General features: G+C 71.3%; 17 protein-coding genes. 7 read left to right on the plus strand and 10 right to left on the minus strand.

All coding sequences use genetic code 11. The features are described from left to right. Positions 1–70: 70 nt before the first annotated feature. The gene (locus J4573_RS40480) at positions 71–1,951 is read left to right on the plus strand and encodes a CASTOR/POLLUX-related putative ion channel (RefSeq protein WP_307797294.1); all 1,881 of its coding nucleotides are present in this window, start codon (positions 71–73) and stop codon (positions 1,949–1,951) included. Between the two features lie 25 nt (positions 1,952–1,976). Here J4573_RS40480 and J4573_RS40485 read toward each other — a convergent pair whose 3' ends face one another. The 4 genes from J4573_RS40485 to J4573_RS40500 form a co-directional block, all read right to left on the minus strand. Further along, positions 1,977–2,270 carry a hypothetical protein gene (locus J4573_RS40485; protein WP_208261446.1) on the minus strand — a complete coding sequence of 98 codons (294 nt, stop codon included), beginning with the start codon at positions 2,268–2,270 and terminating at the stop codon, positions 1,977–1,979. A gap of 171 nt (positions 2,271–2,441) precedes the next feature. Continuing rightward, positions 2,442–3,887 (minus strand): LCP family protein, encoded by a 1,446-nt coding sequence (locus tag J4573_RS40490; protein ID WP_243774348.1) that lies wholly within the window; start codon positions 3,885–3,887, stop codon positions 2,442–2,444. A gap of 151 nt (positions 3,888–4,038) precedes the next feature. Beyond that, positions 4,039–6,756 (minus strand): magnesium-translocating P-type ATPase, encoded by a 2,718-nt coding sequence (gene mgtA / locus J4573_RS40495; protein WP_208261447.1) that lies wholly within the window; start codon positions 6,754–6,756, stop codon positions 4,039–4,041. After that, positions 6,740–7,108: an ArsR/SmtB family transcription factor gene (locus J4573_RS40500; protein WP_243774349.1), complete on the minus strand. Its 369-nt coding sequence runs from the start codon at positions 7,106–7,108 to the stop codon at positions 6,740–6,742. The genes mgtA and J4573_RS40500 overlap by 17 nt, the downstream gene beginning before the upstream one ends. Before the next feature lie 157 nt (positions 7,109–7,265). On the opposite strand from J4573_RS40500, the gene J4573_RS40505 reads away from it, so the two are divergent. Genes J4573_RS40505 through J4573_RS40515 form a run of 3 tightly spaced genes read left to right on the plus strand, consistent with a single transcriptional unit; the run spans position 7,266 to position 10,064 of the window. After that, positions 7,266–8,114 carry a Scr1 family TA system antitoxin-like transcriptional regulator gene (locus tag J4573_RS40505; protein WP_208261448.1) on the plus strand — a complete coding sequence of 283 codons (849 nt, stop codon included), beginning with the start codon at positions 7,266–7,268 and terminating at the stop codon, positions 8,112–8,114. A gap of 59 nt (positions 8,115–8,173) precedes the next feature. Further along, positions 8,174–9,031: a GNAT family N-acetyltransferase gene (locus tag J4573_RS40510; RefSeq protein ID WP_208261449.1), complete on the plus strand. Its 858-nt coding sequence runs from the start codon at positions 8,174–8,176 to the stop codon at positions 9,029–9,031. A gap of 40 nt (positions 9,032–9,071) precedes the next feature. After that, a complete protein-coding gene (locus tag J4573_RS40515; RefSeq protein WP_208261450.1) occupies positions 9,072–10,064 on the plus strand; it encodes a hypothetical protein in 993 nt (330 codons plus the stop codon). Between the two features lie 9 nt (positions 10,065–10,073). Here the strand turns inward: J4573_RS40515 and J4573_RS40520 are convergent, their stop codons facing one another. The 4 genes from J4573_RS40520 to J4573_RS40535 are packed head-to-tail and all read right to left on the minus strand — an operon-like array spanning position 10,074 to position 13,676. Further along, the gene (locus J4573_RS40520) at positions 10,074–11,192 is read right to left on the minus strand and encodes a serine hydrolase domain-containing protein (RefSeq protein WP_208261451.1); all 1,119 of its coding nucleotides are present in this window, start codon (positions 11,190–11,192) and stop codon (positions 10,074–10,076) included. Positions 11,193–11,232: 40 nt separating this feature from the next. Beyond that, on the minus strand, positions 11,233–12,378 hold the full coding sequence (locus J4573_RS54655; RefSeq protein ID WP_208261452.1) for a sensor histidine kinase: 1,146 nt from the start codon (positions 12,376–12,378) through the stop codon (positions 11,233–11,235). A 26-nt stretch (positions 12,379–12,404) separates the two neighbouring features. Beyond that, complete coding sequence (locus J4573_RS40530) at positions 12,405–13,067, minus strand: response regulator (protein WP_243774350.1); 663 nt, start codon at positions 13,065–13,067, stop codon at positions 12,405–12,407. Positions 13,068–13,076: 9 nt separating this feature from the next. Further along, a complete protein-coding gene (locus tag J4573_RS40535; protein ID WP_208261453.1) occupies positions 13,077–13,676 on the minus strand; it encodes a TetR/AcrR family transcriptional regulator in 600 nt (199 codons plus the stop codon). Between the two features lie 64 nt (positions 13,677–13,740). On the opposite strand from J4573_RS40535, the gene J4573_RS40540 reads away from it, so the two are divergent. After that, positions 13,741–14,553, plus strand: a complete 813-nt coding sequence (locus J4573_RS40540; protein ID WP_208261454.1) for a class I SAM-dependent methyltransferase — start codon at positions 13,741–13,743, stop codon at positions 14,551–14,553. A gap of 56 nt (positions 14,554–14,609) precedes the next feature. On the opposite strand, the gene J4573_RS40545 is transcribed toward J4573_RS40540, so the two are convergent. Beyond that, the gene (locus J4573_RS40545) at positions 14,610–15,530 is read right to left on the minus strand and encodes a VOC family protein (RefSeq protein WP_208261455.1); all 921 of its coding nucleotides are present in this window, start codon (positions 15,528–15,530) and stop codon (positions 14,610–14,612) included. Between the two features lie 246 nt (positions 15,531–15,776). On the opposite strand from J4573_RS40545, the gene J4573_RS40550 reads away from it, so the two are divergent. Together J4573_RS40550 and J4573_RS40555 are read left to right on the plus strand one after the other, a co-directional pair. Further along, the gene (locus J4573_RS40550; protein ID WP_208261456.1) at positions 15,777–16,160 is read left to right on the plus strand and encodes a SpoIIAA family protein; all 384 of its coding nucleotides are present in this window, start codon (positions 15,777–15,779) and stop codon (positions 16,158–16,160) included. A gap of 26 nt (positions 16,161–16,186) precedes the next feature. After that, positions 16,187–16,654 (plus strand): hypothetical protein, encoded by a 468-nt coding sequence (locus tag J4573_RS40555; protein WP_208261457.1) that lies wholly within the window; start codon positions 16,187–16,189, stop codon positions 16,652–16,654. Positions 16,655–16,702: 48 nt separating this feature from the next. Here J4573_RS40555 and ligA read toward each other — a convergent pair whose 3' ends face one another. Further along, on the minus strand, positions 16,703–18,694 hold the full coding sequence (ligA, locus tag J4573_RS40560) for an NAD-dependent DNA ligase LigA (RefSeq protein ID WP_208261458.1): 1,992 nt from the start codon (positions 18,692–18,694) through the stop codon (positions 16,703–16,705). Positions 18,695–18,722: the final 28 nt, after the last annotated feature.

Below are 18,722 nucleotides of genomic sequence, written 5' to 3' on the forward strand. Positions count from 1 at the left end.
CGACCCCCTAACCTTCCCCCATGACGATCTTCGCGCGCCTCCACGCAGCCGGGCGCGCAGGGTGCGCCTGGTGAACCGCGTCACGTGGCGAGATCGCCTTCGCTACTGGTTCGACAACACCATGGCGCGCGGAACGCCCGCGCTGATCGGCTGGCTCGCCCTCGCCTCCGGCGTGATGGTCGTGGTCGTCGCGTCGCTGGCGGTGCTGATCGCCCCGCGCGACTCCGCGCACAACGGCTCCTGGCCGGGCGTCCTGTGGCGGAGCCTGCTGCGCACCCTGGATCCCGGAACGATGGGCGGCGACGGCGGCAGCGCCGCCTACCTGGGCCTGATGCTCGTCGTGACGATCGGCGGGATCTTCATCGTGAGCGCGCTCATCGGCGTGCTGACGACCGGGCTGGAGAACCGGATCGCCGAGCTGCGCAAGGGCCGGTCGCGGATCATCGAACGCGACCACACGGTCCTGCTGGGCTGGTCGGACCAGGTGTTCACGGTGATCGCCGAGCTGGTCGAGGCCAACAAGAGCGAGCGCCGGTCCTACGTGGCGGTCCTCGCCGACCGGGACCGGGTCGACATGGAGGAGGCGATCCGCGCGCGGATCGGCGACACCGGCCGTACCAAGGTCATCTGCCGGCGTGGCAACCCGCTCAAGGTCGCCGACCTGGAGCTGGTCAGCCCCGGTACGGCCCGTTCCATCGTGGTGCTGTCGCCGCCGGTGGACGACCCGGACACGCACGTCATCAAGGTGCTGCTCTCGCTCGGCTCGCGGCGCTGGGACGAGCGGCGGCGACCGCACGTCATCGCGGCGGTGCACGACTCGGCCAACCTGCCCGCCGCGCACCTGGCCGCCGGGCCCGCCGCGCGGGTGATCGACGCCGACGACCTGGCGATCCGGCTCATCGTGCAGTCGCATCGCGAGTCGGGACTGTCGGCGGTCTTCACCGACCTGCTCGACTTCGAGGGCCACGAGCTCTATCTGCGGCCCGAGCCGTCGCTGGAGGGGATCACCTACGCCGAGGCGCTGGACGCCTACGAACTCGGCATCCCAGCGGGCCTCCGTCACGCCGACGGGACGGTGGCGGTGAACCCACCGATGGACACCGTCCTGCGCGCCGACGACGAGGTCATCGTGCTCGCCGAGGACGACGTGCTCATCAAGCTCGCCTCCCGGCGCCGCCCGGAGGTGATCGAGTCCGCGATCGAGGTCGGTACGCCGCGCAAGACCGCCCCGGAACGCACACTGCTGCTCGGCTGGAACCATCGGGCCCCGAAGATCATCGCGCTGCTGGACGAGTTCGTCGAGCCCGGGTCCGTCCTCCAGGTCGCCGCCAACCGCATCGACCCGACCGGCGTCCTGGCTCCCCCGCACCACCTGAGCGTCGGGTTCACCTGGTGCGAGCCGACCGACCGGCCGTCGCTGGAGAAGCTCGACGTCGGCTCGTTCCAGCACATCATCGTGCTGGCCGACGCCGACCGCGACCCCGAGCACGCCGACGCCCGCACCCTGGTCACGCTGCTGCACCTGCGCGACATGGAGGAGTACCTGGGCGACCCGTACTCCATCGTCAGCGAGATCAACGACGACGCCAACCGCGAGGTCGCCGTGGTGACCAAGGCCGACGACTTCGTGGTCAGCGACAAGCTCATCAACCAGGTGCTCGCGCAGCTCAGCGAGAACCAGCACATGTACGGCGTGTTCATGGAGCTGCTCGACCCGGAGGGCTCGGAGATCTACCTCAAGCCCGCGCCCGGCTACCTGCGGCCCGGCGTCACCGCCAACTTCGCCACCGTGATCGAGGCCGCCCGCCGGCGCGGCGAGACGGCCCTCGGGTACCGGCGGCGCGAACGCTTTCACGAGCCGCCGGACTACGGCGTGGTGCTCAACCCCGACAAGGCCGCCCCGCTCACCCTCACGGCCGACGACCGCGTCATCGTCCTCGCCGAGAACTGAGCCGCGGGCCACCGACCGGCGGCCGTCAGGCCGCGGAGTCGCCCTGGAGCCTGGCGATGATCCAGTCGGCGGTGTGCTCGGCCCCCGCGATGCGGCGCCGGATCCGCGCCCGCCCCGAGCAGGGCGAGGCGGACGAGGAGGACGACGGCGCGCCCTCGGTCACCCGCACCCGCGCCGGCGCGACCTGGTCCCCCGCGAGGTCCCCGGCCAGCTCGCTCAGCGCCGCGGCGGCCCGCGCGAGATCGGCGAACAACTGCTTCTCATTGGTCTCGGACGACTCGGTCAGCGCGCACGCGTACAGTGCCTCGACCTCGGCCACGCGAGCCCCCAGGCCCAAGGCGACGCCGCCTGCGTTCCGCCTGCCCCCATCTGGCGTCTTCCGGATCGTTCTCTCCTCACTGTGCCCCCGTCCCCATCAGGGTTCCAACGTTTGCGCGGTCACGCAACCAAGTTAGGAGGGTGGGGCCCGCAAAGCGTTCGTCAGGAACGGTCAGGAGCAGATGTCCTGGTCCGCGCTGAGCTCGCCCTCGACCTTCGGGATGGCGGTCTTCCTGGCCTTCACCGAGGTGAAGTCGCCGCCGACGACCAGATCGACCACGCCGGCCGTTCCGCCGCTGGTGCGGGGCCTGGGCTTGGCGCCCGGGATCACGCCGGCGAGCGTCGCCGCGCCCGGGCTCGCCCCCGGCCCGTACAGCACCTGGGTGGAACGCCCGCTGGACAGCGAACCGATCTTGATGACCTGGAAGCCCTGCGCCTTGAGCTGCTCGGCGACACGTCCGGCCAGGCCCTTGGTCTCGGTGCCGTTGAAGACCCGGACCTTGACCTGGCCGGGCGGAACCTTGCTCGCCGCCGAGGCCTTGGACGCCTTCGTCTCGTCCTGGATCGTGGTGTCGCCGCGGATCGCGGTGAAGAACCGGTCGGCGTTCGGCTGGCTCAGCGCGACGCGGTTCGGGTCGGGAGCGTAGGCGGCCACCGGAACGGTCACGAAGCGCAGCTTGCCGGCGCTCAGCCCCTGCATGCCCTGGGCGATCTTCACCATCGTGGTGACGCCCAGGCCCTTGTCGGTGGTGAGGGACTTGGTGCCCGCCTCGGCCAGCGACAGCAGCCGGTTGGGGTTGGTGAGGGTCCCGGCGCTCAGCACCTTCTTGGCCAGCGAGCCCATGAACTGCTGCTGGCGCCTGATGCGCTGCAGGTCCGAGCCGTCGCCGAGCCCGTGCCGGTTGCGCACGTAGGCGAGCGCGGTCTCGCCCTTGATGACGTGCCGGCCCTTGGTCAGGTGCAGCTTGGAGTCCTGGTCGTTGACGTCCTGTGGCAGGCACACCTCGACGCCGCCGACCGCGTCGGTGACGCTCTTGAAGCTGGTGAAGTCGACCTGCATGAAGTGGTCGATCTTGACGTTGGTGAAGCCCTCGATCGTCTTGATCGTGCAGGACGCGCCGCCGTTGGTGAACGAGGTGTTCAGCATCCCCGCGGACGCGGCCGGGCTGCTCGTGCCGTCCGTACGGGCGCACGAGGGGATCGGCACCATCAGGTCGCGCGGGAAGCTGATGCCCAGCGCCTGCTTCCCACCCGGCGAGAGGTGGAGCAGGATCATCGTGTCCGAGCGCGGCGGGTCGTTCTTCATGCGCCGGCCGTACTTGGCGTTGGAGCCCGCGCGGCTGTCGGTGCCGAGCATGAGGATGTTGAGCGCGTTGTTGAGCTTCTTCGGCCGGTTGGCGCCGATGAGGCCGTCGGTGTCCTCGTGGTGGATGTTGTGGTCGAGCCGCCAGTAGTAGGCGTACGCCGCGCCGCTGCCGAGCAGCAGGACGGCCGCCACGCTCACCGAGGTCCAGCCGAGGATGCGCCATCCCCGGCCGCGTCTTCGGGGTGGAGGCTCGGAATCCTGGTCGTTGCCGGGTTCGTCGAGGTACTGCAGGTACATCGAGCCGTCGCCCATCGGCCCCCCTCGACTCACCGTCACCAAGTCAACGAAGCCGATGTCCGGCCCCCCGAGTCCCCGGTCTCGCCCCCGGCGAGATCTCGGTTCGGGACAAGAGTGTCAAATGGTCACGCAACTGAGCAACTGTTCGACGAGAACTAGACGATCTTCATAGCCATCTGCCGAACAGGCGCTGATAGACCCGGCGGATGCCGATCGTCGCCAGACCATAGCCCGTCAACGTGACGGCCAGCAGGGGAAACGCCTCAAGAGGCAGCGGCCGGAGCCCGAGCAGACCGGCCACCGGAGTGAAGGGCAACAGCAGTCCGGAGAGGCTGAGGCCCCCCGCCGCCAGGAGCACGGGCCATGCCGGACGGGGCGAGCCGCGTCCCCTGCTGCGCAGCAGCAGCATGGCCAGCCCCTGAGCCAGGAGGTTCTCGGCGAACCAGGCGGTATGGAACAGCGCCTGGCCCGCCGGGTTGCCGTGCACGTCGACGACCAGCCTGAACATCCCGAACGCCATCAGATCGAACAGCGCGCCGACCGGCCCGATCAGCCCGATGAACCGGGCCAGGTCGCGCGGGTCGAACGTACGCGGCCCCTGGAGCTCGGACTCGTCGACCCGGTCGTACACCAGGGCCAGCTGGGACAGGTCGAAGCACATGTTCTGGACCAGGACCTGCAGCGGCAGCATGGGCAGGAACGGCAGCATCGCGCTCGCCGCCAGCATCGAGGCCACGTTGCCGAAGTTCGAGGTCAGCGCGATCTTGATGTATTTGACGGTGTTGGCGAACGTGCGCCGCCCCGCCAGGATCGTCTCCTCCAGGAGCCGCAGGTCCTTGCGGACCAGGACGACGTCGGCCGACTGGCGGGCGAGGTCGGCGGCGTCCTTGATGGAGATGCCGACGTCGGCGGCGCGCAGCGCGAGGGCGTCGTTCACCCCGTCACCCAGGTAGCCGACCGTGCGTCCCGCGCCCTGCAGCGCCCGTACGATCCGTGCCTTCTGCGGCGGGCCGACCCGGGCGAAGACCGTTCCGGAGCAGGCCAGACGCCCGAGCTCGGCGTCGTCCAGCCCGGCGAGGTCGCGGCCCACGACGACCTGGGAGACCCGAAGCCCGGCGTCCCGGCAGATCCGCCGGGCCACCAGCGGGTGGTCGCCGGTGATCATGACGAGGTCGAGCCCGCGGCGCCGGAGGGCCTCCACGGCGGGCGCCGCGGCGGGCTCCAGCCGGTCGCGGAAGCCGACGAAGCCGACGAAGGTCAGGTCCCGTTCATCGGCCGGCGTGAGCGAGGGCCTGCCCGTGGGGCGTTCGGCCGTCGCGACCGCGAGCAGCCGCACCCCGTCGGCCGCCCACCGGTCGCCGATATCCAGCAGCCGCATGCGCTCGGTGGCATCCAGGGGGTAGTCGCCCGTCCCGGTCCGGACCCGGGCGCAGAGGTTGACGACGTCCTCCACCGAGCCCTTGGTGACCAGGACGTCCCGCTCTTCGAGCCGGGAACGCGGATCGTCCGGCCGCAGCAGCACCGACGCGCGGCGCCGCGTGAAGTCGAACGGGATCACCTCGATCCCCGTCAGCTCGTCGAGGCGGTCGCCGGAGCCGTCCAGGTCGGCGTTCTCCAGCAGCGCCTCGTCGATCGCGTCGCCCACGAGGCCGCCGGTCAGCTCGACCGACCACAGCGCGTTGGCACGTGCCCAGTGCAGGACGTCGTCGTCGGTCCGGCCCAGCGGATCGAAGTGGCAGACCAGGGAGACGCGCTCCTCGGTCAGGGTGCCGGTCTTGTCGATGCACAGCGTGTCCATCGCGCCGAGGTTGTGCACGGCGGTCAGCCGTTTGACGATCACCTCGCGGCGCAGCAGCCTGGTCGCGCCCCGCACCAGCAGCGCGGTCACGACCAGCGGCAGCATCTCGGGCGTGACCGCCACCGCGACGGCGATCGCGAGCAGCAGGGCCTGGGCCCAGTCGCCGCGCAGGAAGCCCGAGACGGTCAGGACGACGGGCAGGGCCGCGAGCATCGCGGCCACCAGCGCCCAGGAGACCGTCCGCACACCGCGGTCGAACGTCGTCTCCGACGGCGGCCGCGAGGGGACGTCCCGGCTGGTAGCTCCGAAGTAGGTCGCGGTCCCGGTCGCGACGGCCACCGCCGTGCCCGTGCCGCTGACCACGGTCGTGCCCATGAAGCACAGGTGCGGGTGCTCGAACGGGTCCGGCGGGGTCCAGCGCGGCTCGGGCACGGTCGTCCACGAGGCGTGCTTGCCCGCCGGAAGCGACTCCCCCGTCACCACCGCCTGGTTGACCGTCAGGTCGGAGGAGCTGAGCAGGCGCAGGTCCGCGGGCACGACGTCGCCGGGGCCGAGCAGCACCAGATCGCCCTCGACGACGTGCTCCAGCGGCACCTCGCGCGGGACCGGATCCGCGTCGGGGGTGGCGCGGCGCAGCACCGTCGCGGTCGTCGTCACGATCGCGCGGAGGGCCGCAGCCGCCCGGTCCGAGCGGTACTCCTGGTGGAAGCGCAGGGCACCGCTGAACGTGGCCAGCAAGCAGATCAGCGCCGCGCCCCGGAAGTCGCCCGCCAGCGCCGACACGGCGCTCAGGAAGATCAGCACCATCACGAACGGCGCCGCGACGGCCCGCAGCAACCGCCCGGCTCGCCCGTTCAGACCGGGAGGGCCGTCCTCGCCGCGGCGCAGCAACCGGTCCTGGGCCTCGCGCTCGTCCAGCCCGCGCGGCGAGGACTCCCACCGCCGCAGGACCGCGAACGGAGGCCGTTCCGCCGACGCGAGCAGCTCGGCCGCCGCCATCGCCGCACCCGGCCGCGACACCTGATCCAGCGGCCGCGGCTCGACCGGCGCGGCCTCCTGCGGAAGGGACTCAGGCGCCCAGGCCACGGGCACGCCCGGACGTCGCGGCTTCGCCACCTTGGCCGCTCGCGGGATCGCGCAGGTGCGAGACCATCTCCCGCACTATCGCGGCCACGGACGGGTCGTCGACCTCGTAGAACTGATGCCTGCCCTCGCGGCGCGCGCGGACCAGGCCCGCCAGCTTCAGCTTCGCCAGGTGCTGGCTGACCGCCGCGACCGTCCCGTCGACCTGCTCGGCCAGCGAGCTCACGTCCTGCTCACCGTGCGCCAGCACCCACACGATGTGCAGCCTGGTCGTCGCCGCGAGCATGCCGAACCGCCCGGCCGCCTCCTGCAGCAGTGCCGGAGACAGCGCCAGTTCGTCGTCGCCGGTCGCCATGGACTCCGTTCCCCCTCGTGCTCGCTCGTGCTCGGCCAAACGGGATCCGCACAGTGTCCCATGGCACCGGCCGCCGGGAAGCCGCACCGACGACTACCTAGTCATAACGCTGCGTGAAGTCCGGTGTGTCCGGCACGATTGTCGCGGGAGGTGCGGAATGGCCGAACGGTGGAAGGGCATGCCGAACATCAACGCCCGGCGGCTGGGGCTCTACCTGCGCCGGGCCCGCGAGATCGTCGAGCTGTCCTACGACCAGGCCGCGACCCGCACCGGCTGCGACGCCGACTGGCTGGCCCGGGTGGAGACCGGCTTCGCCCAGCCCACGCCCGTCGAGGTCGAACGGCTGCTGGAACGCTACGAGGTCCGCGGCGCCAAGGTCTCCGACCTCATGGTCGACCTGGCGACCCGGCCCGCCGGTCCCGACTGGCTCGAGCCGCTGCTCCCCGAGATCAACGAGCTCAAGCGGGACGCCCTCATCTCCGAGGCCGAGGCGTGTGTCGTCCGTTCCTACGGCATGATCCTGGTGCCGCAGCTCGCCCAGGCCGAGCCGTACGTCCGCCTGCTCAGCTCGTACGATGTCCCGCCCAAGAACCCCGAGGCCGACTGGGAGATCGTGCGGATGCGCCAGGCGTTCCGCGCCGGCGGCCGCCCGCGCTTCCTCGACCTGATCATCGACGAGGCCACCCTCACCCGGATCCCCGAGCCCGACGTCATGGTCCCGCAGATCCGCCATCTCCTGGAGCTCAGCGAACGGACCGACGAGGCCAAGGTCCGGGTCGTCCCCTCGACCGCGCCGCTGTTCGAGGAGCGCACCAGCAGCTTCGACATCCTGGAGTTCCCCGGCGTCAACGACCGGATCAGCCTCGTCCACCACATCATCGGCGTGGAGCTGGCGATGGGCGACCTGACCCGCATCTGGGACCTGATCGAGGAGAAGTCCGTACTCCCGCCGGACGAGAGCCGCGACATCCTCCGCGACCATCTGGAACGCCTGACCGCCCAGTGATCGGCCCGGCGGCTCAGCGGCTCGGCGTCGATCCAGTGGCTCGGCTGTAATCTCGGCGCATGAACGCCGACCGACTCGCTGATCGCCTTCCGCTCTTCTGCGGCGTCGACCTGGCCGAGCGCATCGAACGAGTTGAGAAGCAGCTCATCACCACCGGCAGCGAGGCTGCTCACCGCCGCGGCACGGGCGGGTTTGCCCGGCCGATCTCGGGTGGCATGGCGAGCTTCGCCGAGAAGGACTCGCCGCTCAACAAGGTCGTCGGCCTCGGATTCGGCGGCGTGCCGACCGCCGACGAACTGGACGAGGTCGAGCAGGCCTTCGCCGCCTGCGGCTCTCCCGTGCAGATCGAGCTGCCCCACCTCGCGGATCCCGCGATCGGCGCCCTGCTGACCGAACGCGGCTACCGACTCGTCTCGTTCGAGAACGTCCTCGGCCGGGCCTTGGGCGGGCAGCCGAGCCGTACGGTGCCGCCGGGGATCGAGATCCGGCCCAGCGGCGACGGGGAGTTCGAACCCTGGCTCGACGTGGTCGCGGCCGGTTTCGCACAGCCTGACATCGAGGGTGTCCCGTCGCATGAGGAGTTCCCGCGCGAGGTCATCGCCGCCGCAGTGCGCGATCTCGCGTCCGCGGCCGGCGTCACCCGCTACATCGCCGAGTTGAACGGCGTGGTCGCGGGCGGCGCCAGCATGCGCCTGGCCGAAGGCGTCGCCCAGCTCACCGGCGCCGCGACCGCACCCGAGCATCGCCGCCGGGGCGTTCAGAGCGCCCTTCTGTCGGTCCGGCTCGCGGACGCCGCCGCGGCGGGCTGCGATATCGCGGTCGTGACCACCCAGCCGGGGTCCAGGTCGCAGCAGAACGTGCAGCGCTTGGGCTTCGATCTTCTTTACACGCGCGCCGTGCTGCTGCTGAATCCCTGAGCTGGCAGGATGAGTCGGCATTTAGTTCGAGGGGGTAACCATGAACGCTGCCGCTGCGCCTGCGGATACCGCGGAGTTGGATGAGCAGGCGCTCGATCCGGACCCGGTGGCGAGCGACGCCCGGGACTTCGGCGCCTTCTCGGCCGCCGGGGGCTGGATGTTCGCCTTGATGGTGGCCCGCAGCGTGCGGAAGGGCGAGCGCACGTCCGCCCCCGGCAAGGTGAGCATGGTCGCGTTCGCGACGTCGGCCGGTTGCGATGCCGGCCGGGTGTCGCGGTACTGGCGTGCGTGGGAACGTGCGGCGGCCGACGGCGTGGTGCCGGAGGCCGACACGCTGTCCCCCGGTCAGGAGATCCCGCTGCCGGACGCCGACGAGTGGTCGTCCTACTTCTCGTCGCACGAGCCGACCGGCGACCGCAACGAGAGCCTGGCGGCGATGGCCGAGACGGTCGGGACGAGCTTCGGCAAGGCGGCGGAGATCGCGTCCAACCGTCCCGCGATGCGCGCCGCGATCCTCGGCGATCCGAAGACGGCCGCGGCGGCGCGGGAAGCGCTGCTGGAACGGCCTCAGGATCGTGCGGCCGTCCTGGCGCAGGCCATGGCCGACCCCGTGGCGCGCAAGGAGGCCGCGATCGAGGCCCGGCGTGTGGAGCGGGCCGAGTACGTGCAGCGGGTGCTGTCTGAGGGGAAGGCCCGCACGCCTTCGGGCCAGTTCATCGAGGTGACGGCCGAGGGCGCCGAACGGCATCTGGCCGTCGTTCAGGATCCCGATGCCAGCGCCGAGGACGTCGCCGAGGCCTACGACTTCGTCCAGGACCTGATCTCCGACGCGGTCCAGGCCGACCCCGACGCCTACATCCACGAGCAGCGCACCCGGCTCAGCAAGGTGGTCAACTCCACCGTGAAGAGCATCCAGGCGCTCGACCCCGATGACCTGCTCGCCTTCGCCGACGACACGCTCATCACCAGCGTCTCCGAGCTTCAGCAGCAGGTGAACGCGCTGGCCGCGGTCCTGCTCGGGCCCCTCGGCTAGTCGCCAGTCTCAGCGAAGGCCGGCCATGAGCTGGGCGATGACGCCGTCGACCTTCTTCTCGTCGAAGGCCTCCGAGCCGATCAGCAGCGTCACGGCGCGGCGGCCGTCTTCGGTCACCGCGTTGCGGAGCTTGTGGCCCGATTCCATGGACCCGCTGTGGCCCCACGTGACGAAGCCGGGGCTCGTCTCGTAGCGTTCGAGCGCCAGGCCGTAGCGGCCGCCCTCGTCATCGGGAACGGTCCGCTTCATCTCGGCGAGCTGGGCGGGAGCGAGCAGCCTGCCCGACCAGAGAGCGGTCCAGAACGCCGTGACGTCGGGTCCGGTGGAGACCAGCGCGCCGGACGCGTCGGCGCCGGACACGTTCCATTCCGTACGGTCGGCGAGCTTGCCGTCGCGCTCGGCGTAGCCGCGAAGGTCGGGCGCGGGGAGGGTGGTGCGGTCGCCGGGCCAGGACGTGCCGCGGAGGCCGAGCGGGCCGATGATGCGGCGCTTGAGCTCGGTGCCGATGTCGTCCCCGGTGACCTTGGCGACGATCAGGCTCACCACGTTGTAGTTGGTGTTGGAGTAGGAGAAGCCGGAGGGGGCGCGGTCGGGCGGGGGCAGCCTCAGGGCCTCCTTGACGGTCTCCAGGGGCGTTGAGTGGTCCCAGCGGTGATCGTCCTCGTTCTCCCAGCCGGGCCCGTCCATGTAGTCGGGCAGGCCGCTGGTGTGCTGGAGCAGCCGGCGGAGCGTGATCTTGCGGCCGTCGTAGTGCTCGGTACGGATCAGGCCCGGGAGGTAGCGCTCGACGGTGTCGTCAAGCTTGAGCCGGCCTTCCTGAACGAGCTGGAGGACGACCGTGGCGACCCAGGTCTTGGTGTTGCTGGCGATGCGGCTGTGCTCGTCGCCGACGACCTTGCGGCCCGTACGGAGGTCGGCGAGCCCGACGCCGCCGTTCCATACGCCGCAGCGGGGGCTCTTCACGGTGACCGTGATGCCGGAGGCGCCGACCTTGCGCAACCCGTCCAACGCCTTCTGGATGGGCTTGGTGTCGCACTGCGCCGCCCCGGCGAAGGCCGTGGAGGTGGGCGCGATGGTCAGGGTGGTGGTGAACGCCAGTGCCGCGGCAACGGTCGTCGTGCGTCGCATGCTGTCTCCCTCTGCAGGATGGTGCGTACGACGCTCACGATCACGGCCCGGCCGTCCCGCCGGTATCCCCCGATCGTCGGGCTGACCCCCGCCTATCGGTCCGATCTCCGCCCGCGGGGATGCTGAGTCTCACTTGATAGCCGCCTGCGGGTGTGGGGTCGGCGTCGAGAGTGCCGCCCAGCAGCTCGGCTCGTTCGCGAAGGCCGACGAGGCCCTGGCCTGAGCCGGGCAGCGGGAGCGCCGGGCGGGTGGCGGGCGTGTTGGTGACGGTCACGCCGAACGCGCCGGCGTCGTGCCAGAGGTCGGCCGTGGCGGTGGCGCCGGGGGCGTGTTTGCGCACGTTGGTGAGGGCCTCCTGGACGCAGCGGTAGACGGCGCGCTGCACCCGGGGACTGATGTCCTCGGGGAGTTCGCCGGTCAGCTCGGCCGGGATCCCGCTGGTCGCCACGAGCCGGTGAAGGTCGGCGAGGGTCGGCTGCGGGGTGAGTTCGGTGGCACGGCCGCCCGAGGCGCGCAGCAGCGTGACCATGTGGCGCAGTTCGTCGAGGGTGTCCACGCTCAGCGAGCGGATCGTACGGGCGCCCTGGCGTGCGGCCGGTTCCTGGGCGGCGACCTGGAGAGCGCCCGCCTGAACGGCGATCAGGCTGACCTGGTGGGAGACGACGTCGTGCATCTCCCGGGCGAGCTGGGCGCGTTCGCGGGCGAGGACGGCCTGGGCGTGCAGCAGGCGTTCGTGCTCGCGGGCCTCCTCGACCTCGGTGAGCCGCCGCCCGAGGTCCCGGTGCGCCTGGGTGAGCTGGCCCAGCAGTACGGGGGCGGCCGCGGCGGCGAGCGCGTAGAAGAGGTTGACGACCGTCCAGGTCCGGTCGTCGGGGGTGAGGTGGTTCAGCAGCCTCAGCGGAACGGTCGAGGCGAGCGCGGACAGCAGCGCGCACAGGGCGAGCAGACGGCGGTCGCGTGACCGTTCGGCCAGCGTGAACAGCGCGGCGAACGGGGCGACCAGCATGTCGAGGAGCAGGCCGGCGGGGAGGGTGAGCAGGACGACCGCGAGCGGGAAACGACGGCGGGCCATGAGCGCGGCGCAGGCCAGCGCCCCCGTGACGACCCCGCTCGTGGACGGGCCCGAATCCCACAGCGCGACCGCGACGTCCACGGCGGCGAGCGCGACGATCAGGCCGTCGACCACCGGGGCCGGGACCCGCGCCCACCGCCTCACAGCAGCCCGGCCCGCTGGGCCAGCAAGGCGGCCTGCACGCGGCCGGTCACCCGCAGCTTGCCGAGGATCGTGCTGACGTGGTCCTTGACGGTGCCCGCGCTGAGGTGGATCCGGGCGCCGATCTCGCCGTTGGACAGCCCCTCGGCGACCAGCACCAGGACCTCCCGTTCACGCTCCGACAGACGCCCGACCCGCGCCACGCCCTCGTCCTCCGCGGCGTCCGGGCGGCCGCGCAGCACGGCGTGCGTCGCCGTGGGCGACAGCACCACTCCCCCGGCGCACAGGGTGCGGACCAGCTGCGCGAGCTGGTCCGGCTCGGTGTCCTTGAGCAGGAACCCGGCGGCCCCTGTGCGCAGCGCGGTCAGCACGTACTCGTCGGTGTCGAACGTCGTCAGCATCGCCACGACGGGCGGCTCCGGCAGCGCCCGCACGGCGCGCAGCACCGAGAGGCCGTCGACGTCCGGCATCCGGATGTCGAGCAGCAGCACGTCAGGCCGTTCCCGGCGCACCGTCTCCACCGCGTCCGCGCCGACGGCCGTCGCGACGACCCGGACGTCCTCGGAGGCGTTCAGGATCAGCTCGAACCCGGACCGGACGAGCGCCTCGTCGTCCACGACGACCACGCGGATCATTCGGGTCACTCGGTTCGCTCGGGTCATCCCCTGAGGCTAGGCGCCCGGCGTCGTGTCCCGCGCGCCGGCGGTCAGGGCCTGGGTCAGGTTGTCGACGAACGCATTGGCCAGCCGGCCCTCGTGCGTCGTCTCGGGTGCGAGATCGGGCATCGTCCGGCGCAGCTGCAGCCAGCCGAGAAAGGCGCTGTAGGCGTAGAGCGCCCGCTGCCGTGCGGTGTCCGGATCGAGCCCGAGGTCGGTGAACAGCTCGGTCAGGAAGGACAGGCGTGCGGTGGTGACCCGCCTCAGCACGGGCGCGATCACCGGGTGGTCGGCCTCGGTGGCCAGCGCGGGCTCTATGCGGTTGGGCGACTGCTGGGTGAACAGGGCGATCTCGAAGATGGCGCGCAGCCGTTCCGGCGGGGAGGTCACGTCGTTGAGCCGCTCGACGACCTCGATCGTGGTCGTCCGTTCCCACTCCTCGAGCGCGGCGGCCAGCAGCGCGTCGCGGTCGGCGAAGTGCCAGTAGAAGCTGCCCCGCGTGACGGCGAGCTGTTTGGCCAGCACCTCCACGCGCACCGCCGCGACGCCGCCGCGGGCCAGCGCGTCCAGGGCCGCCTCGATCCAGTCCGCCCTGCCCAGCCGTTGCTTCACCACTTTCCATACACTACTGTACGGAAAGTCCATACAGCACTGTATGGTGGCGATCGGAGGGACGCCCATGACCAGCGGCGACCAGGCCGCCGAGCGCTACGGCGACCACCTCTTCTCTCACCGCTCCACCGGGGAACGCGAGCGGCTCGCGCTGATGGCCGAGGCGCTCGACGCGCAGACCGCCGCGCGCATCCGGGCCCTGGCACCCAAGCCCGACGGCCGGTTCCTGGAGATCGGCGCCGGCCTGGGGACCACCGCCCGCGACCTGGCGCGCAGCTACCGCACGGCCCAGGTTTTGGCCACCGACCTGGCCACCGAGTTCCTCGAGGAACTGGACGAGCCGAACCTGACCGTTCTGCAGCACGACGTCACCACCGACGACTTCCCGGAGGCGGGGTTCGACCTCATCCACGCTCGCTGGGTGCTAACTAACCTGCGCGAGCGCGAGGAGGTTCTGCGGCGCGTCGTGCGCTGGCTCGCCCCGGGCGGCTGGCTGCTGCTGGAGGACGGCGTCGGCTTCGCGGTCGACTCCTCACCGCACGCCGGCTACCGCAGAACGACGCTCGCCTGCGTGGCGGCGGTGCAGCAGCGGATCGGCGTCGACGGCCGGGGCGAGTGGGGCCGCCGGTATCCCGCGCAGCTGGTCGAGGCGGGCCTCGTCGATTGCGGTTCCACCGGAGACTGGCCCGGCTTTCGCGGGGGCGAGCCGTGGCCGATGTTCTGGCGGACGTCGTTCGAACGCGTGCTGCCCGACGTGCTGGCGGCCGGAGACCTCAGCGAGGCCGAGGCGGCCGCCGGCATGGCAGCCCTGGCCGATCCGGCCTTCCAGGACATGGGCATCACCACCGTCGCCGCCTGGGGCCGTCGCCCGCCGGGCTGACGCGGCGGCCAAGCCGACCGGCCCGCACCCAGCGATGAGGACCGGCACACGTTCCATCACCGGCTATGCGCCCCGGTCATCAGCGCGGCCAGGTCGTCCGGATGCAGGAAGGACGGCGGGGGCGGCGGGCCCCAGTTGAACAAGCCCTTGGCGCCTTCCAGCGTCTCCGGAGTCCACAGCTGATCGTCGATGATCGAGTCCATGTCGGAGTAGTACTCGGAGAAATTGCCGGCCGGATCCTTCAGGTACCAGAAGAAGTTCGACCCGGCATGGTGTCGTCCGAGGCCCCACACGTGCCGTTCAGGATGCCCTTCCAGCATCGCGGAGGCGCCGCGCCCCACGTCGTCGATGTCGTCGACCTGCCATGACGTGTGGTGCAGGAAGTCGACGGGCGCGGCCAGAACGAGCAGGTTGTGATGGTCGGTCGAGCACCGCAGGAAGACCCCCGCGTCCTTGATCAGGTCGCTGGTCTTGAACCCGACCCCGTCGCGGAAGAACGCCGTCGTGGCCGCGAAATCGGTCGTCCCCACCACCGCGTGCCCGAGCCTGCGCGGCTGTACCAGCTCCGCACGCAGAACGCCGGGAGCCCGCGTACCCACACGTTCCATCCGCCCGGGACCGTTGTAAGGAGTGGCCGGCACTTCCGCCTGAGCCATCCGCGGCTCCACCTGCAGCACGGCCCTGACACCAGTGACCGCCTCCCGAGCCACCAGGGTCCGAGCGTCCAGCTGCACCTCGACGCCAAGCCCCCGCAATCGCGAGGCGGCCTGCTGGAGGTCATCGGGATCGTCGACACCGATGCGCATCTCGACCAGCCGCCGCGTCGGCGCCGAGACGATGCGGAGTTGCTCCCCGCCGTCCCGTGTGGCGAACCAGCCGTCGTCACCGGAGGCCAGGCCGAACTCGGAGTAGTAGCCGGCGGTGTCGGTCACGTTCGGGACTCCGATGGTGACGGAGCTGAGGCGGTGCAGGCCCATGGGGTTCTCCTGTCAGGCCGATCCGTGACTCAATTCAGCATGTTCAATAGGCCGATAATGCGCACCGCCCGGCTCACCCGTCAAGAACAACCTGCACGCGCGTCCTGACCGTCCGGCCGGGGCCGGGGCCAGGGGCGGGGGCGGGGCCAGGGGCGGGGGCGCCTCACCCTCTGCGGGTGTGCTGTGGGCGGGCGGCGTGATGTGAAGGTCGGCGTACGGGTGCAGGTGAACGATGGGAGCGCATCCATGATCCGCATGCTCGATGGAATGCCCGCCGGGGTCCTGGGGATCGAGGCGGTCGGCAAGCTGACCGCGGAGGACTACACCGGCACGCTCGCGCCGGCGTTGGACGCCGCCATCAAGGAGAGCGGCAAGGTCCGCATCGTGATCGTCTTCAGGGGCGAGTTCGAAGGCATGGAGCCGGGGGCGGCCTGGCAGGACCTCAAGATGGGCGTTCGCGACTGGAACGCCTGGGAACGCATCGCGCTCGTGACCGACCACGCCTGGATGAAGGACGGGCTCCGGTTGTTCGCCTGGGCCGTGCCGGGCGAGGCCAGGGCCTTCGGACTTGCCGACCAGGAGGCCGCCGTCATATGGGCGGCGGGCATCGGCGGCGGCCCGGCCGCCTAGCGGCGCGGCGCGATCGGGAGAGCACTATGCACGTTCATCGCGCGCGCAGGGGCTACGGACGATGGAACCGCCTGCGCCGAGGGCTCGGATTCAGCCGCAGCGAACTCTGGCGCGGGGTCGACCGCGTGCAGCAGGTCGCGGCGCTGATTCTGGTCGCGCTGTACGTGGCGACGGCCGCCGTCGTCACCGCCCAGGCTTGTGAACGCGTCTACGCCTCGGGGGTGCAGTCGGAGAAGGTGCAGGCGGCCACCCGGCACCGGGTCGCGGGAGGCGACTACCGAACGTGGCTGGACTCCCAGGGCCACCCGACCGATCCGCCCCAGACCCGCAGCGACACGGTCGCGGACACCGTGATGGCGGGCTCGTTCGTGGCGCTCCTGGTCTGCGTCCCGTTCCTGAGCGCGTACGGCCTGGTCCGCCGCCGCCTCGACGTCAGGCGAGAGCGGGCATGGGATCGCGAGTGGAAGCGCCTGGACCGGCGCCCGACCCCGTGATCGTTCTCGTCGGCGGGTGCCGTCACCATGGCTTGGCGGGCGTGGGGCTCAGATGACGTTGGCTTCGGTCAGCCAGGTCCAGAGGGTAGCCTGGTCGATGACCTCGACGCCCACCTTCTCGGCCTTGGCGGTCTTGGAGGCGCCGACGTTGTCGCCGGCCAGCAGGTAGTCGGTGGCGGCAGAGACGGACGAGGCGGCCGTGGCGGCCGCCTGCTCGACCAGGCGGGTGACGTCCGGGCGGCTGATCTTGGCGCCGGAACGGGGGTCGGTGAAGGCGCCGGTGATCACGACGGACTTGCCCTTGAGCGGCGAGTCGCCCGCGGCGGCCGTGTCGACCGGGCGGTCCTCGGGCATGACGTCGAGGTTCACGCCACGCTCGCGCAGTGCGACGATTTCCTGCCGCACCTCGGGGCGGGCGAAGAAGGCGACGATGCTCTCGGCGGCCTTCGGGCCGATGTCGCGGATCGCCACCAGGTCTTCGGCCGAGGCCGCCGCGACGTCCTCGATGCGCTCGTAACCGGCCAGGCACAGGCGCTTGGCGGTGCCCTCGGACGCCATCGGGATCGCCAGCCCGATCAGCGCGCGGCGCAGCCCCACGTCCTTGGAGGACGCGATGGAGTCGACCATGTTCTTGGCGCTGACCTCGCCCATCCGGTCGTAGCCGAGCAACTGTTCGGCCGTCAGATCGTACAGGTCGCTGCGGCCCTTGAGGACGCCGTCCTCGGCCAGCTTCTCGATCCAGACGTCGCCGACGCCCTCCATGTCGGCCGCCTGGCGCGAGGCCCAGTGCATCAGCCGCCGCGTTGCCTGCGCCGGGCACTGCAGGTTGACGCACCAGCGCTCCTCGCCGGTACCGCGGACCTCCAGCTCCGACCCGCAGGACGGGCAGTGCGCCGGCGGAACGATCTCGACCTCGGTCCCGTCGCGCCGTTCGGGCAGCGAACGGCCGGCGAACGGGATCACGTCGCCGCGCCGCACGACCGCCACCGTGTCGCCGATCCGCAGGTCGCGCTCGCGGATCAGGCGCGGGTTGTGCAGGGTGACGTTCTCCACCGTCACGCCGCCGACGAACACCGGCGCGACCTTCGCGCGCGGCGGGACGCGGCCGATCTTGCCGACCGGCCACTCGACCGACAGCAGCGTGGTCAGCTTCTCCTCCGGCGGATACTTGAACGCGATCGCCCCGCGCGGCTCGGCGCTGTTGAAGCCCGCCGCGTCGAACGCCGCGGGCTCGTGCAGCCGCACGACCGCGCCGTCGATGTCGTAGTCGAGCCCGTCGCGGCGTTCGCCGATCTCAGTGATCGCGGCGATCACCTCCTCGACGGTCGCGCAGACGTACTGGGCGACCGGCTCGAAGCCCTCCGGGATCTCCAGCGCGGCGCCACCGCGATCGGCGCCGAACGCCACGAACTGCAGCACGCGCTTGGCTTGGACGGCCGCCTCGGGGTCCTTCAGCACGAGCGTCCCGGCGGCGCCCGAACGCGGGTTGGTCAGGATCCGGTCCGGGTGGGCCTCGTTGTAGGCCGTCCACACCGACCGCAGCATCACGGCCTCGCCGCGTACCTCCACGCGGCCGGGCGCCTGGATCCGCATCGGCAGGCCCGGGATCACATGGCGCACCTTCACGGTGACCAGCTCGCCGACCGCACCGTTGCCCCGCGTGGCGACGTAGTCGAGCGTTCCGTCGGTGTAGACGATGCTCAGCGAGAGGCCGTCGAGCTTCTCCGACACCCGGAAGACCTGGCCGCCGAAGCGCTCGCAGAACGTGCGGATCTGCTCCTCGCCCGTCGCCTTGGCCAGCGACAGCATCGGGCGCGCATGCCGTACGGTCGGGCCGGTCAGCGCCGCCGGGGCGTTGACCTTGCCGAGCGGGCTGTCGGCGGGCTCGAGCTCGGGGTGCTCGGCGACCAGCGCCGCCAGCTCGTCTTTGAGCGCGTCGAAGTCCGCGTCCGGCAGCGGGCTGTCGCCGGTGCCGTAGTACAGGTCGTTCAGTCGCTTGACCTCGGCGGTCAGCTCGGCGATCCGCTGTTCAACGTCCACCCCTCGATTAAACGCCACCGGACCGACA

Origin of the sequence: Actinomadura barringtoniae, assembly GCF_017573505.1 — a bacterium.
Lineage (GTDB): Bacteria > Actinomycetota > Actinomycetes > Streptosporangiales > Streptosporangiaceae > Spirillospora > Spirillospora barringtoniae.

Excerpts from the sequence above, each read along its gene's own strand:
- J4573_RS40510 (WP_208261449.1), top strand. The coding sequence starts at position 8,174 with ATGAACGCCGACCGACTCGCTGATCGCCTTCCGCTCTTCTGCGGCGTC.
- J4573_RS40505 (WP_208261448.1), top strand. The coding sequence starts at position 7,266 with ATGGCCGAACGGTGGAAGGGCATGCCGAACATCAACGCCCGGCGGCTG.
- J4573_RS40515 (WP_208261450.1), top strand. The coding sequence starts at position 9,072 with ATGAACGCTGCCGCTGCGCCTGCGGATACCGCGGAGTTGGATGAGCAG.
- J4573_RS40555 (WP_208261457.1), top strand. The coding sequence starts at position 16,187 with ATGCACGTTCATCGCGCGCGCAGGGGCTACGGACGATGGAACCGCCTG.
- J4573_RS40520 (WP_208261451.1), bottom strand. The coding sequence starts at position 11,192 with ATGCGACGCACGACGACCGTTGCCGCGGCACTGGCGTTCACCACCACC.
- J4573_RS40540 (WP_208261454.1), top strand. The coding sequence starts at position 13,741 with ATGACCAGCGGCGACCAGGCCGCCGAGCGCTACGGCGACCACCTCTTC.
- J4573_RS40545 (WP_208261455.1), bottom strand. The coding sequence starts at position 15,530 with ATGGGCCTGCACCGCCTCAGCTCCGTCACCATCGGAGTCCCGAACGTG.
- J4573_RS40500 (WP_243774349.1), bottom strand. The coding sequence starts at position 7,108 with ATGGCGACCGGCGACGACGAACTGGCGCTGTCTCCGGCACTGCTGCAG.
- J4573_RS40550 (WP_208261456.1), top strand. The coding sequence starts at position 15,777 with ATGATCCGCATGCTCGATGGAATGCCCGCCGGGGTCCTGGGGATCGAG.
- J4573_RS40530 (WP_243774350.1), bottom strand. The coding sequence starts at position 13,067 with ATGACCCGAGCGAACCGAGTGACCCGAATGATCCGCGTGGTCGTCGTG.
- J4573_RS40490 (WP_243774348.1), bottom strand. The coding sequence starts at position 3,887 with ATGGGCGACGGCTCGATGTACCTGCAGTACCTCGACGAACCCGGCAAC.